Origin of the sequence: Vibrio sp. 10N.261.54.E10 (assembly GCF_002877735.2) — a bacterium.
Classification (GTDB): Bacteria; Pseudomonadota; Gammaproteobacteria; order Enterobacterales; family Vibrionaceae; genus Vibrio; species Vibrio crassostreae_C.
In genome coordinates, this window is record NZ_MCXE02000001.1 from 1003340 (window position 1) to 1018569 (window position 15230).

General features: G+C 44.6%; 11 protein-coding genes. 3 read left to right on the forward strand and 8 right to left on the reverse strand.

Translation table 11 applies throughout. The features are described 5' to 3' along the window. Positions 1 to 5: 5 nt before the first annotated feature. Together BCU07_RS04450 and fabV are read left to right on the forward strand one after the other, a co-directional pair. Positions 6 to 2288: an acyl-CoA dehydrogenase gene (locus BCU07_RS04450; RefSeq protein WP_017071963.1), complete on the forward strand. Its 2283-nt coding sequence runs from the start codon at positions 6 to 8 to the stop codon at positions 2286 to 2288. A 209-nt stretch (positions 2289 to 2497) separates the two neighbouring features. After that, positions 2498 to 3700, forward strand: a complete 1203-nt coding sequence (fabV, locus tag BCU07_RS04455; protein ID WP_017060392.1) for an enoyl-ACP reductase FabV — start codon at positions 2498 to 2500, stop codon at positions 3698 to 3700. 223 nt (positions 3701 to 3923) lie between these two features. Here the strand turns inward: fabV and BCU07_RS04460 are convergent. The 3 genes from BCU07_RS04460 to BCU07_RS04470 form a co-directional block, all read right to left on the reverse strand. Beyond that, positions 3924 to 5458, reverse strand: a protein-coding gene (locus BCU07_RS04460; protein WP_372118817.1) for an IS3 family transposase whose coding sequence is annotated in 2 segments (ribosomal slippage) — positions 3924 to 5005 and positions 5005 to 5458 — 1536 coding nt in all. Because the reading frame shifts where the segments join, the coding sequence is not laid out codon by codon here. A 189-nt stretch (positions 5459 to 5647) separates the two neighbouring features. Then, positions 5648 to 7330 (reverse strand): aspartate:alanine antiporter, encoded by a 1683-nt coding sequence (locus tag BCU07_RS04465; RefSeq protein ID WP_017060395.1) that lies wholly within the window; start codon positions 7328 to 7330, stop codon positions 5648 to 5650. Between the two features lie 249 nt (positions 7331 to 7579). Beyond that, positions 7580 to 7843: a GrxA family glutaredoxin gene (locus BCU07_RS04470; protein WP_009847069.1), complete on the reverse strand. Its 264-nt coding sequence runs from the start codon at positions 7841 to 7843 to the stop codon at positions 7580 to 7582. A gap of 406 nt (positions 7844 to 8249) precedes the next feature. Here BCU07_RS04470 and BCU07_RS04475 point away from each other — a divergent pair, with 406 nt between their 5' ends. Continuing rightward, positions 8250 to 9542: an iron-containing alcohol dehydrogenase gene (locus tag BCU07_RS04475; protein WP_102428574.1), complete on the forward strand. Its 1293-nt coding sequence runs from the start codon at positions 8250 to 8252 to the stop codon at positions 9540 to 9542. A 124-nt stretch (positions 9543 to 9666) separates the two neighbouring features. Here the strand turns inward: BCU07_RS04475 and BCU07_RS04480 are convergent, their stop codons facing one another. The 5 genes from BCU07_RS04480 to BCU07_RS04500 form a co-directional block, all read right to left on the reverse strand. Further along, positions 9667 to 10521, reverse strand: a complete 855-nt coding sequence (locus BCU07_RS04480) for a MurR/RpiR family transcriptional regulator (protein ID WP_004734686.1) — start codon at positions 10519 to 10521, stop codon at positions 9667 to 9669. A 358-nt stretch (positions 10522 to 10879) separates the two neighbouring features. Beyond that, a complete protein-coding gene (panP, locus tag BCU07_RS04485) occupies positions 10880 to 12523 on the reverse strand; it encodes a pyridoxal-dependent aspartate 1-decarboxylase PanP (protein WP_017060397.1) in 1644 nt (547 codons plus the stop codon). A 118-nt stretch (positions 12524 to 12641) separates the two neighbouring features. Continuing rightward, positions 12642 to 13169, reverse strand: coding sequence for a hypothetical protein (locus BCU07_RS04490; protein ID WP_017066066.1), 528 nt, complete (start codon positions 13167 to 13169; stop codon positions 12642 to 12644). Between the two features lie 174 nt (positions 13170 to 13343). After that, positions 13344 to 14249: a lysine exporter LysO family protein gene (locus BCU07_RS04495; protein ID WP_102428575.1), complete on the reverse strand. Its 906-nt coding sequence runs from the start codon at positions 14247 to 14249 to the stop codon at positions 13344 to 13346. A gap of 54 nt (positions 14250 to 14303) precedes the next feature. Beyond that, positions 14304 to 15224: an HDOD domain-containing protein gene (locus tag BCU07_RS04500; RefSeq protein WP_017066065.1), complete on the reverse strand. Its 921-nt coding sequence runs from the start codon at positions 15222 to 15224 to the stop codon at positions 14304 to 14306. Between the last annotated feature and the right edge of the window lie 6 nt (positions 15225 to 15230).

Sequence of the window (15230 nt, forward strand, 5' to 3'; positions counted from 1 at the left end):
GAACTATGAGCTCTCTAAGACAAAAATGGGTAAGTGACCCAGCTTTTAAACTCTTTAAAAAAGTACTACCACCACTATCTAGCACCGAGAAAGAAGCGATGGAAGCGGGTAGCGTGTGGTGGGACGGAGAGCTGTTTTCTGGTAAACCAGATTTCACTAAGCTGCACCAATACCCAAAACCTCAGCTGACAGCAGAAGAGCAATCGTTCATGGATAATGAGCTTGAAACCTTGCTCGCTATGCTTGATGACCACCAAATTGTAAAAGAAGATCGAGACCTTCCTGAAGAGGTGTGGAACTTCTTACGCAAAGAGCGTTTCTTTTCGCTAATTATTGCGAAAGAGTATGGCGGTCGTGAATTCTCAGCACACGCTAACTCAACTATCGTAACTAAGATTGCGACTCGCAGTATCAGTACTGCGGTTTCAGTAATGGTTCCAAACTCTCTTGGTCCTGGTGAGCTGCTGTCTCACTACGGCACTCAAGACCAAAAAGACTACTGGCTACCTCGTCTTGCTGACGGTACAGATATCCCATGTTTCGCACTAACAGGCCCAGAAGCGGGTTCTGATGCGGGTGGTATCCCTGATGTCGGTACTGTGTGCATGGGCATGCACGAAGGTAAAGAGACGCTAGGTATCAAGCTTAACTGGAACAAACGCTACATTACACTAGCACCAGTGGCGACGGTACTTGGTCTGGCTTTCAAACTGCACGATCCAGAAAAGCTACTGGGTGACAAAGAAGACATTGGCATCACTTGTGCGCTAATCCCGGCTGACCACGAAGGTGTTGTGATTGGTGAGCGTCATGACCCACTTGGTCTTGCGTTCATGAATGGTCCAACACGCGGTCACGATGTATTTATTCCTATGGAATGGTTAATCGGTGGTGCCGATTACGCAGGTAAAGGCTGGCGTATGCTGGTGGAATGTCTGTCTGCAGGTCGTGGTATCTCATTACCCGCACTTGGCACGGCGATGGGCCACCTAACGGCGAAAACGACCGGCGCATACGCTTATGTTCGTAAGCAGTTCGGTATGTCGATTGGTAAGTTTGAAGGAGTTGCAGAGAGTTTAGGTCGTATTGGTGGCTTAACGTATCTACTAGAAGCGACTCGTACACTAACAACTACTTCACTCGATATGAAAGAGAAGCCGGGTATCGTTACGGCTATCGCGAAATATCACATGACAGAAATGGCGCGTACTATCCTGAATGATTCAATGGATATCCACTCTGGTCGTGCAATTCAAGATGGTCCAATGAACTACTTAGCTGCGCCTTACCTAGGTATTCCAGTTGCTATCACAGTAGAAGGTGCGAACATCTTAACTCGCAACCTGATGATCTTCGGTCAAGGTGCGACACGTTGTCACCCATACGTGCTAAGCGAAATGGAAGCGGCAGCAAACCCAGATGAGAAGCAAGGTGCGAAGGATTTCGATAACTTGTTGTTCAAGCATATCTCTCACGCAACTAAGAACACGTTTGGTGCGTTCGGTGCGGCATTGACAGGCTCTAAGTTCATTAAAGCGGATATGAGCGGTCCAACGAAGCCTTACTACCAAGACTTAACTCGCTTGAGCCGTGCGCTTGCAGTGAGTGCGGATTTCGCAATGCTTACACTAGGTGGCGAACTGAAACGTAAAGAGCTTATCTCTGCACGTCTAGGTGATGGTCTAAGTTACCTATACATGGCGTCTGCAGCGCTTAAGAAGTATGAAGATGAAGGTCGTCAACAAGCTGACCTAGACTACGTACACTACGCGGTTCAACACTGTTTCCATAACGCGGCTAAATCGCTACAAGAAGCGTACAGAAACTTCCCGAACAAGATGGTAGGTAAAGTACTTAAAGGTCTAGTTTTCCCTGTCGGTAACCACTTTGAAAAACCAAGTGATAATCTAACGGTACAACTGGCAGAAAGCTTGATGACTCCGGGTGCACACCGTGAACGTCTAACTCACCTTTGCTACATAGGCAAAGAAGAAGAGGATAGTGTTGGCCTAATGGAGAATGCGTTCAATGCGATGTACAGCATCAAGCCTCTCGAACGTAAGATCTTCAAAGCAGTGAAAGAGGGCAAAGTGGCTCGTAAAGGTCTATTGCAAGATAAACTTGCTCAAGCACTGGCGGCAGATGTTCTTACTCAAGACGAAGTTGACCAAATCATTGCAGCAGACAAACTTCGCTACGCAGCGATTCAAGTTGACCACTTCAGTCATGATTACAGTGAAACTTTGACGCGAAAAGAGTTAAAACCTAAGCTAAATAGCGTTGCTTAGATAAAGAAATGACAAAAGGCACCTTATTAGGTGCCTTTTTTGTTTTTGTCGTAGAAGTTGCAATAGAGGCGTTAACAAATGGTGACTTAGTCAGCAAATATTCACTGAGTGCTCCAACCACTTGCATTTTCACCACATTTTTACAGAAATTAGATGCCATTTGCGTACGAAACTTTTATCCTTAACCTGATTTTTTAAGGAAGTTGAATATGATCATCAAACCTCGAATTCGCGGATTCATCTGTACTACAACACATCCAGTCGGTTGTGAAGCTAATGTAAAAGAACAAATTGCTTACACAAAAGCTCAAGGCCCAATCGCAAACGCACCTAAACGTGTACTAGTTGTTGGCTCTTCAAGTGGCTACGGCTTGTCTTCACGTATTGCGGCTGCATTTGGTGGCGGCGCTTCAACTATCGGTGTTTTCTTCGAGAAAGCCGGTACTGAGAAAAAGCCGGGCACAGCTGGTTTCTACAACTCAGCAGCGTTCGACAAGCTAGCTAAAGAAGAAGGCCTGTATTCAAAAAGCCTGAACGGTGATGCTTTCTCTAACGAAGCGAAACAGAAAACAATTGACCTGATCAAAGAAGATCTAGGCCAAATCGATATGGTTGTATACTCACTGGCGTCTCCAGTGCGTAAAATGCCAGAGACTGGCGAAGTAATTCGTTCATCTCTAAAGCCTATCGGTGAAACGTACACGTCAACTGCGGTTGATACGAACAAAGACACAATCATCGAAGCAAGCGTAGAGCCTGCAACTGAAGAAGAGATCAAAGACACTGTTACTGTAATGGGCGGTGAAGATTGGGAACTTTGGATCAATGCTCTTTCTGAAGCTGGTGTTCTAGCGGACGGTTGTAAGACGGTTGCTTACAGCTACATCGGTACTGAACTAACGTGGCCAATCTACTGGGATGGCGCACTAGGTAAAGCTAAGATGGATCTAGACCGTGCAGCGACAGCGCTGAACGAGAAGCTAGGCCAAACTGGCGGTACTGCAAACGTTGCTGTTCTTAAGTCTGTAGTGACTCAAGCAAGTTCTGCAATCCCTGTAATGCCTCTTTACATCGCTATGGTGTTCAAGAAGATGCGTGAAGAAGGTATTCACGAAGGTTGTATGGAACAGATCTTCCGTATGTTCAGCCAACGTCTATACAAAGAAGACGGCAGCGCGCCAGAAGTGGATGAAGTGAACCGTCTACGTCTAGATGACCTTGAGCTTCGCGAAGACATTCAAGATCACTGTCGTAACCTATGGCCTCAAATCACAACTGAGAACCTAAAAGAACTGACTGACTACGTAGAGTACAAAGAAGAGTTCTTGAAGCTATTTGGTTTCGGTGTTGAAGGTGTTGATTACGAAGCTGACGTTAACCCAGCTGTTGAATTTGATGTAGCTGACATCTAATTCAAGTTATCGAATCTAAACGAAATAGGCGCTCATTGAGCGCCTATTTTTTTGTCTGCTATTTGGTTCAAGAGATTAAGAGCAGATATGGGATTCGAGTGGCGGGATGCGAAGAGATTTAAGAGCGGATACGGCTACCGCGATTCGAAGGGGGACAAGAGTAGAAATAAGGGATGAAGAGAGTCGGTGTTTTTCAAGGTAGTTGTCATCATTTGCTTACTTATTAAGCAGCTTCTCTTTCTGGATTTAGGTGAACGTCACCAACAGGTTCACAGTTTCTGATATCACCAGGCCAGCGTTCAGGGTTTAGCTCTTTTGCAGCGAGTAGTACCTCCGCTCGGCGCTTCAAGATCTCTTTATCTTTTCCATTGTGACGCTCTGAAGGCGTGACGTAATTTAGCTGACTGTGCTTGTGCTCGGTGTTGTACCAGCGTACGAAGGCTTCAACCCAACTTTGGCTACTATCGATTGTTTCAAAGCCTTTCGTTGGCCAGCTTGGCATGTACTTTACCGTGCGGAACAATGACTCAACATACGGGTTATCATCACTGACTCTTGGGCGACTATACGATGAAGTAATACCTAACTCTTCCATTTTGGCTTTGAACGTCAACGACTTCATCGGCGCACCATTATCGGAGTGAAGAACCAGAGCTTGATTGAAGCACTGCTCTCGCATCAACGTTCGTTGCAGAAGTTGTGACGCCAGCTCACCGCATTCATGCTCATACACTTCATAACCAACAATTTTTCGACTGTAGATGTCCTCAATGACATACAGGTAATAATGTTGGCCTCGAACTTTTGAAGGTAAGTAAGTGATATCCCACGTATAGACTTGGTTCGAGTCCGTCGCTGTGTAACTGGTTGGCTTCGCTTGCTTCTGTCTGCTCCGCTGACGACCTCGTTTGTGAAGTTGCCCCTGCGTACTCAACACTCGGTAGTAGCTCGACTCAGAGGCGATATACTCACCTCTATCAAGCAGTGTCGGGACGATTTGAGTTGGAGGCAAGCTTGCAAACTCAGAGCGGTTACACACCTCGATTATCGCATCACGCTCTTCCTGCGACAGCTTGTTAGCAGGCTCAGGTCTGAGGCATATTGGCCTTTTGTCAGCTTGAACTTCACCTTGCTGATACCAGCGACGATACGTTCTCAAGTCGATTTGAACTTCATGGCAAGCTGGCTCTAAACGACACCCGCATTGCTTCGCTTCAAGGATAAGAGTCACTATGGTCTGCCTTTCATCGGTTGAGGTTAGTCGTCCTCTGGCTCTTCCCCGTAAAAGGCTCTCAGCTTTTTTCTTAGTACCAAGAGAGCGGCCGTTTCAGCGAGTGCTTTTTCTTTGAGTCGTAAATCTTTCTTCAACTCTTTGATTTCAAGTTTGTCAGCTTTAGCCTGCTTCTTTGCTTCAGCTTCCTGCTCTTTACTCGACTTAAACCCTTGCATACATTCGCTGCGCCAGCTTTGGATTTGCTCTGGAAAAAGACCTTTTTCACGACAATATTGGCTGAGTTCACTTTCTGTCATTGAGTAGGTTTCAGCGACAATGGCAAGTTTAGTTTGAGCTGACCACTGCTCTGATGAAGTGTTGCTATTTGGCACGGCGGCTCCTGAACGTCTGAGTTGCTGGCGCCAATGATACAGGGTCGCAGTGCTAATTCCTTCCTCTTCCGACACTTCTTTAACTGACATTGAATAGGGAGGTAATAGCTTCTTCAATATAGCTTCTTTTCTTTCTACTGAGATACGAGACACAATTACTCTTTATCGCCCAAACTGGTTAAATTTTAACAGTGACATCTACCCTGCCAGATAGGGGAGTTAAGAGCAGGAGTGGGGAAGAAGGCTTGAACCGCTTAAAACAGGTTATAAAAAATGCACTAACCCAAAGTGAATTAGTGCATTCGAAATATCTAAGCTTGGCTGCTTTTAATGCAGCAGATGCTAGCTAATTATGATGATGAAAGTACCTGCTAAGGTCATCAATATATTGGCTATCGCATAAGTACCCGCATAACCCAGAGCCGGAATCGTTGAGCGAGCGTGGTCATTTACGATGTCCATCGCTGGAGCGCAAGTTCGCGCGCCAATGATTGCACCGAACAACAAAGCTCGGTTCATCTTCAATACGTAAGCGCCAACCAAGTAAGCGAAGAATACTGGCAGCACACTCACTACTAGGGCAATACCTATTACCTGTGGGCCAACTTGGGTTAAGTGCTCAAATATCTTACCACCGGCGCTCAAGCCGATACCGACCATAAAGAACATCAAACCGAGGTCTTTGACCATGTTCAGAGCACCTTGAGGCACATAACCGAAAGTAGGGTGGTTCGCTCGTAGGAAACCAAGCATGATGCCCGATAGAAGCAGGCCAACCGCGTTACCTAGCCCAAACGATACCTGACCGAATGTCATGGTGATCAAACCAAACAAAATACCCAAAATGAAGAAGCTACAGAAGGCCATCAAATCCGCCATTTGGCTGTGGATTGAGATGAAACCAATTTTCTCAGCTAGGCCGTGCACTCGACTCTTTTCACCACTCACCTGTAGGACGTCACCTTTAGAAAGCACGATGTTTAAGTCCATCGGCATTTCAATCTGAGCACGTACTACGCGGTTAAGGAAACAGCCGTATTCAGACAGGTTTAAGTCTGATAGGCGCTTACCTGCGATACTGTCACTCTTAACGACGATCTCTTCTTCCACGATACGCAGATCGAGAAGGTTACGGTCGAAAACTTCTTTACCGTTACGGAAGCTTGGGTCTAGACGAGCGTGGCTATCTGGGAAACCAACCAATGCGATCTCATCGCCTTCTTGCAGAATTGCATCACCATCTGGATGGGCAAGAATACCATTACGTCGAATACGCTCGATGTAACAGCCTGTTTGGCGATAGATGCCCAGTTCACGCAGATTCTTACCGTCAGTCCAAGAGATGAGCTCTGGTCCCACTCGATAAGCACGAATAATGGGCAAGTAAACCTTACGCTGACCTGAAGCGCCTAACCCACGTTCTTGGGCGATTTGCTCTGCCGAGTCGTGTAGGTTCACTTTTTGAAGTTTTGGAATCAAGCGAGCAAACATAATCATACTGATTAAGCCAACCAAGTAAGCCATCGCGTAACCGACTGAAAGGTTTTCGATAATCAGGCTCAAGTCCATGTTTCTTGGTAATTCTGCAAGCCCAGAATTCAGAGCATCTTGAGCACCTACCAATATCGGCGTTGCTGTTAAGGCACCTGCCATCATGCCTGCAGATAAACCAAAGCCTAGGCCAAGGTAATGACTACTGAAATAGGTTAGGGCAATTGCGGTAGAAAGTACCACAAGGCTCAGAATGAGGTAGTGCTTACCGTCTCTGAAGAAGATACCGAAGAAGTTTGGTCCAGCTTCAATGCCAACACAGTAGATGAACAGCATGAAACCAATGGTGAGCGCATCTGCGTTAAAAGAAAAGCCAAGATGTCCCATGATAAGGGAAGTAATCAAAACACCGATTGAATTACCAAGTTGGAGGCTACCGAAACGAATTTTACCAATGGCTAATCCAATCGATAAAACAACAAAGATGAGGAGAATGGGGTTTTGTTCTAACAGAAAAACAACGTCGATATTCACGGTGGTCGCTCAATAATTGGCGTGGAACACAGGGTAAGTTTGAGAGGTGAATTGTATCTAAATATAAATAAATTATAAGCAATATTTTGTTAATTTACTTGATTTTGACCTTATTCTTATTCCGTATGAAAACTGGTCATAAAAAAGCCCGCTACAGTGAGCGGGCTTTCTATAAATCGTACAGTCTAACGCCTAAATGGGTCAGCTGTTTAAGGCTTTAGCCCTGATTCTCGTTTGAGAAATCCTAGCTTAGTCGAAAAGACCTAGGTTTTCTTTTGCGTATGCTTCAAATTCTGTGCAGCCGCCGATGTGGTCTTGGTCGATGAAGATTTGTGGAACTGTATCGACAGGTTTACCAACAGTCTTCTCTAGATCAGCTTTGCTGATACCTTCAGCGTGGATGTCAACGTAACGGTAGTTGAAGTCATCGCGTTTAGCTTTAAGAGTTTCAGCATGCTCTTTTGCACGAACACAGAATGGGCAAGCAGGGCGACCAAAAATAACTACAAACATTTAATTTCTCCTAAATACGGGATGAGGCTCGTTAACTCGATTATGTTAACTATTCTTTAGTGAATGCCACTCAAAATTTCATAAAACCAACTATGCCTCAATGCCATGGGGAAATAAAGATGGAATTACCTCTTAATACAATAGGTTTTGTCTATCAGAGCAAATAATGGTCACAAAAAGGATCCATGCTGATTTCTGATGGGTATTCAGATTGATTACCCTTAATTTAAGAGTGTGAATTACCCCTAAGAATACGACATTAATCCATCTTTAATGCGACAAGTTGCACCTCGTCAAAAAAAGCGCATACAGAACGAGGCATCTTAATACTGATGCACTATATAAAGGCTAAATTCCAATAACCAAGAGTTCGCAGTTTTGTTCGGTCATAGGCGCAGGAGGCACCATGTTTCAATTTATGACATCTACAAAGATCATCTTTGGTGATGGAGCACTTTCCGCTTCATTGTCTCTCTTTAATCAATATGGCTACAGCGTGCTATTGGTTACAGGCAATACATTAGAGCGCACTTCAATTGTTACTGACTATCTTGATGCGCAGAGTATGCGTTATCAGCACATTGCCGTTTCCGGTGAACCTAATATCAAAATGGTTGAAGAGGCGGCTATTTCTGCTCGTCGATTTAAGCCAGATATGGTTGTCGCCATGGGGGGCGGTAGCGCCATCGATATGGGCAAAGCGTTGGCTGCGGTTTTACCTAATCAAGGCAATTTATATGACTATGTTGAAGTGGTCGGGCGTAATGTTCCTCTTAAAACCAAACCACTTCCGTTTATCGCAATTCCAACCACAGCGAGTACCGGCGCCGAGGTCACTAAAAACGCGGTGCTGAAATCAGGCCAAGACCAAGTAAAAATCAGCCTGAGAAGCCCAGACATGCTGGCCGACGTTGCGATTGTCGACCCAACCCTAACTCATGGAACCAATCTATATCTATCTGGGCGAGGTGCGATGGATGCCTTTACTCATCTAATGGAAGCCTACGTGTGTGGTGAACCGAATCCGTTAACCGATATGATTTGTGAAGAAGGGCTGCGTAAGTTGAGTGGTTCTGTGGTTAAAGCGTGTGTTTATGATGAGCCTCAAGCGCGTTCTGATCTTGCTTTCGCTTCTATGCTCGGTGGTATGGCGATAACTAATGCCAAGCTTGGCGCAGCCCATGGTTTAGCCTCCGCACTAGGAGGTAAGATTTCTGCGCCTCATAGTGTGATTACCGCGCGTTTAGCGCCGTTTGTGATGTTGGAGAACATAGCCGTTGCAAAAGAGCAGCAAAGAAGCGACATCCTAGCGCGTTATCAGCGAATCGCTCAGATAGTAACAGGTAACGTAGAAGCAATAGAAGAGGAGGCAATTTCTTGGTTATCGGAAGTGCTTGATACGCTTAAGTTACCCAACTTGTTGGAATTTGGTGTCTGTGAAGCCCAGTTTGATGAGGTGTCTGCCGACGCGCTCAAATCAGTGGCGATTAAAGGAAACCCTTTGCCGCTTAACCAAGAGAGGCTCGTGCATATTTTGAAGCAAGTATGCGAGAAGTACAGTTGTAGAGAAGGGCATCATGAGGGAGCTTCAATGAATCAAATTGGGCAAGAGCCAGCTGTCGAGTCGAGCTTTACCATTATCAATTCTTATGCGTCCGAAAACAGCGTGGTTGAGAAGGGCAATAGTTGGACTATCTAACGGTCTTAAACTTGTTCGTTGTATAAGTCATTTTATACAGACAAATAAAAACGGAGCTCTAGGCTCCGTTTTTTTAATTCAACTTGTTCTCTGGTCATCTGTTTTCAGTTCATGACTAAGCAGATTAGAACTGAGAGTACTTCTCGTAACGTGAATCACGAAGTGACTCTTTGACGCGCTTTAGGTTCTCTCTGAAACCAGAACCACGACGTAGCGTAAAGCCTGTCGCTAGCACATCGATAACCGTCATCTGAACAACGCGACTTGCCATTGGCATGTAAACGTCAGTGTCTTCTGGAACATCCAGAGAAATAGACAACGAGCTCGCTTTATCCAGTGGAGAATCTTTTGCTGTGATAGCAATAACTGTCGCACCGTTTTCACGCGCTAAGTTTGCAATCTCAACTTGGCTTTTAGTGCGGCCAGTATGAGAGATAAGAACAATAACGTCGTTATCACTGCAGTTAATGCAGCTCATTCGTTGCATCACGATGTCTTCGAAACATGTGATTGGGATATTAAAACGAATAAACTTGTTTTGAGCATCTTTGGCGACAGCAGAAGAGGCACCCAGTCCGAAGAACGAAATGCGTTTTGCTTGAGTCAGCAAGTCAACAGCACGGTTTACTTGCATCGCGTCTAGACTGTTTTTAGCAACGTCTAGACAAGCCATAGTTGATTCGAAAATCTTATGCGTATAAGCATCTGGACCATCATCTTCTTCAACATTACGGTTCACGTAAGGTGTACCGTTTGCCAAGCTTTGAGCTAGGTGAAGTTTGAAGTCAGGGAAGCCCTTTGTGTCTAATCGACGACAGAAGCGGTTAACTGTAGGCTCACTCACGTCAGCCATTTTAGCTAAGGTAGCAATGCTAGAATGAATTGCAGTTTGAGGGGAAGCCATAATTACTTCGGCTACCTTGCGCTCAGACTTGCTGAAATTTTCCAGGTTTTTTTGTATTTTTTCTAATGTATTCATAGTGTTCACAAGGGTATAGAGAACAACTTGCTAGTTAATATCTTTTACCAGGGGGTATGGCTGAAGCAAATATCAGTAAACACAAAGCCGATGTATATTCGGTTTCGTAAATACTGCTGCGTCAAATAGATATCAAGCTAACTAGCACCATAGAGTTAGTATAAACCCAACATACTATTTACTAATACAAAAACAGGGCATGAATGCTTAAGAATATGACAAACCTCAACAAAATTTTAGAAAACTACAGAATTGGAAGAGAGTTTGAGCAAAAAGAATGCAAAATGGGTATGAACTGACAGCTTAGTTACATCAAAAAGAAAGAAATTTTCAATTTGATGCAACTAAAATTGAATGACTATGCGTTGATTTGCGTAACCAGTTTGTTGATTTTGCCCATCAAGTTTGGTGCTAGTTTAGAGATCTCACGCTGTTCTTCAAGCACTGACGAAAGAATGTCATTGCCTGTTAGTGGGTTTGCTAATACCACGCGGAAAACGATGATTGGCTGATGTACCCATGCTTCAGGGTTTAAGCGTGTACGTGACACGAAAGACTTACCTGTTTCACGCTGCTTCTTCTGAATAAACTTAGTCAGCTCATTGAGCAATTCATTCAGTTCGACACGATGTTCAGGCTCAGCTTTAAGCAGTGCCGCTTTGACTGACTCAGGGACATAGCGATAAGTCAGTAGGCAAAGCTCAGGTTCTGAAACCAGCTCGAAGTCGCTCTGATCTTTAATTAGGTCGGCAAAGTAGCGCGCTTTGTTGATGCTTTGGTCGATCAGCAGTTCATAACCTGGGCGGCTAATGATGTGCATTGCGGCGTAAACCAGCATTGCCATACCTGAACGAGAACCTTCTAACGTATGGCTGCCTAAATCTTTTGAGCCTTTACGAAGAATGTATTGAGCATGATGTTCAATCGCAGTCATCGCATCTGGCTTCTTAAACAGAACCATACCCGCACCCATAGGGATATAAAGCTGTTTATGCGCATCAATCGTGACTGAATCCGCCAGTTCAATACCATCAAGTAGGTGACGATGATTGTTAGACATCAGAGTCGCACCGCCCCAAGCTGCATCAACGTGGAAATGACAATCGGATTCGGCACACACCTCAGCAATGTCTCTTAGCGGGTCGATATTACCGGTTTCGGTTGTACCAGCCACACCAATGACGGCGAAAGGTTTGATCTTGTTCTGCTTGAGCTGCTCGATCTTGAGTCTTAAATCATCAGTACAAATACGGTTGTCGTTATCTGTTTTAACAGACACTAGACCTTCTTGACCAATACCAAGGACATCCGCGGCTTTTTTCAGAGAGTAGTGGCCACGTTCAGAGACTAAGATGGCAAGTCCTTCGTAGTCGTAGTGCTTCATGGCTTTAAACAGGCCTTCTTTTTCTACACCTTTGAACGAACCTTGCGCTTTTAGTGCGTTGTTACGTGCAACCCAGAGCGCTGTAATGTTCGCGATGGTACCGCCAGAACAAAACGCACCTAAAGAGTGGTTTGCGCTGTGCATCCAACGAGAATAAAACTGGTCACTATCTTGATAAATCAGGCGATGTAACATGCCCAGAACTTGACGTTCTAGGGGAGTGAAAGCTTTTGAGGTCTCGATTTTTACTAGATTCTGATTCAACGCAATCATGATTTTTGAAAGCGGCATCAGGAAGTACGGCAACGCAGAGGTCATATGGCCAATAAAACTTGGCGAAGACGTGTGAACCGAATGAGACACAAGAGAATCGAGGAGATGCTCAGTATGTTCAGAAACAAACTCAGGCTGCTCTGGGATATGAGCATTTGAAAAATCTTTCTCAATTTCACGTAGCGGCTTTTCTTCAGCCACAATATGTTCACGTAAGAATTGATTCAGGTTTCGTGAAAGTTTGTCTTCAATTTGAGTGAGTGTTGAATCTGGGCCTTCAGGTACCGTGAAGATACGTAGAAGACTGTCGAAGCTAACATCTGCTGTTTTTTGTTCCGTAACCATAGCAAGCGAGTTATTTTTCTAATATTGACGCGAGCGGGACAATCTAAACGAAAACGGGAACAATGTCCCGTCTTAATTATGAAATCCAACTTCTCAAAAAAGCATATTAAATGCGGGGTTATTTACACTTAATCGCTTCAAGTTTACTGATCGACTGGTTGTAACGCTGCAGCGCTGAGTCGATTTGCTTAGGGTGACTAAGCAGCTCTGCAAAGGCAGAACGTAGTTCGTAGTTTTGAGCGTGAGGCGTTGATTGGCGGTCATCGAATGTTGTTTTCGCGATTTTACCAAGCTCATCATCACGTGTTGATAGCGTTTTAATGTCGTGTTGCTCAAGTTGCAACCAACCTTCTACAGGTTGCTCTGTTGCCACTTTGCTTGAGTCGTTTACTAAGTAGTAGTGAACCGCAGCACGGTTAAGCTCAAAGTGGTGCTTACGACCTTCTAGGAACCACTCACTCACTTCTGTTAGCTCTGGATATTGCTCAGAGGTTAATGCAGCAAGGTCGGCATACCAATTCAAAGAAGCGTCGATGTACGCATCATATTTTTTTGCTTGGCACTGGTTTGTCTCAGACATTGAATCTGCTGCAAAAGAGAAAGTAGAAGTTGAAGCTAGCAGTAATGCGACGCAAAGGCGTTTCATAGTGGTTCCTTTTGTAAGTTTATTCTTTTTATAACTTTGTCGTTACAGGTTACCGTGATCGTTATTTGTTGAGCAATGACACTTAGTGTCTTTTTATTTCGGTAACTGTATCGGTGTCTTGGGCATTGGTATTCGAGTTGCATTCTAATCTAAAACAAACGCTATTCCTGCGATCTAGTTAGCAAGAGATACAAAGAACAACATCAATATCGGAACAAGCAAGCTGAGGATAAAGCCACTGACGATAGCGATAGGCACACATCTAACGCCGCCTGTTGTTTGAATGACCGGTAAGGTGAAGTCCATCGCAGTCGCACCAGCATAACCAATGGAAGTGCATGGGTAGCTGCGAATTAGCACTGGAATCAGTACCAAGGCAACTAACTCTCTTAACAGCTCAAGCATGAAAGAAGCGCCACCATAGACAGGACCAAAGGCGTCACCCATTAAGATACCAGCCAGAGAGTACCAACCAAATCCAGAAGACATTGCCAAGGCTTTGAACAGAGGGATATCTAGGATGTAAGCCGCGATTACACCACCTAACATTGAGGTGATGATAATGGTGATTGCGATAACCATACCGTGCTTGTTGAGTAAGATCTGACGAAGTGTGAGTCCGCTATTACGCAGCTGAATGCCGATAAAGAATAGAAGAACAAACAGAATCCATTCGCTTGCGGTATCAACCCAATCAAGGCCAATAGGCAGCACTAAGCCAGCGATTAGCCCTGAACCTACCACTAAGATGAGTTTTGCAGATTCCATCGCCATAGAAGAGAGGGGAAGCTTATTCTTGCTACTGTCGGTTTTGAGTGGCAATAACTTATCAATAGCGGGCAGTGCCATTAGGTTACATACGCTTAAGCAGACAAAGAAAGTGACGGTATATAGAAGGATTGTCTGCAGGTTACTGCCTAGGTTATCGAGGGCGGCTAAGCTTAGTCCCATTAACGCCAGAATCACGTAGATCAACCGCGATGTTGAGCGGTTGATAAATTCTAATGTCTGAGCGTTCGAAATTGCAAAAAGATACCCCACGACGAGTGGCGCAAATATAAAGATCATCCCTGTAAACATGCTTTCCCCATTGCATTTACTTCATATTACACTTACTTGTAATTTAACAGTGACTTAGAAGCCGCTAGTATTGATCACGTCGCTTAGCTTTGCATTAAAATCATGCTTGCTCAAGTTGCTTAATTTATAAAGCACCTCTGCACCTGTCACGTTAAGTTCAACTTCGTGATCATCGATGTTCTCATCCTTGTTTCTGAACATCAGCAGGTGGTTAGCGATTCGAGCGATATCTAAGTAAGAGACTTCACGCTGTTCGTGGTTATTGATGGTATTGCTGCACACATCAATAAAGTCGCTGTCGAAGCCCCAACGGTTAAGCACCAATTTACTGGTAGCAGAACATTGGCCTTGGAAGATTTGTAGAGCGATGTCGTGATCTAGGTAATTGCCATTTTCGAGGTAGAGGTGGTATTCGCTAACCAAACAGAACAAACCAATATCAGCCAGTAATCCAACAAGCAGCGATTTTTCATGCTCAAGGTAACGGTATTCAGTAGGGGAGAGCTCTTTGAAGCTGTTGGTAACAAGCACCATAGTAGCGCCCAGCTCTTTTGATACAGAAGCGCTCTGAACCAATACCTTATTACATTCTTTACTGAGGTTGACTGAGTGTTTGAGTTGCTCAATAGCCTGAGCCGTCACGATGTCACGTACTCTTAATATGCCAAGGCGCGACACCGCCGTCATAATATCAACACAAGTAATATTACGTCGGTTAAAGACGACAGAGTTAGCCACACGAATGACAATAGCAGCGAGGCCTGGGTCTTCGAGTAAGCACTCGGCAACGTCAGCAATCCCAGTTGATTCAAGGGTACAAAGCGATTGAATCTTCAGTACAACGTTAGGGATAGGAGGAAGTGTTATTTTTCCCGCTGAGATAGAATGTCCAACAAGTTGGGCAAACTCTGATTCTAGACCCTTTAAGAGAAGAGTCTTATTTTGAGGTAGCCAGAAAAACGATAAATGATTCATATAAAA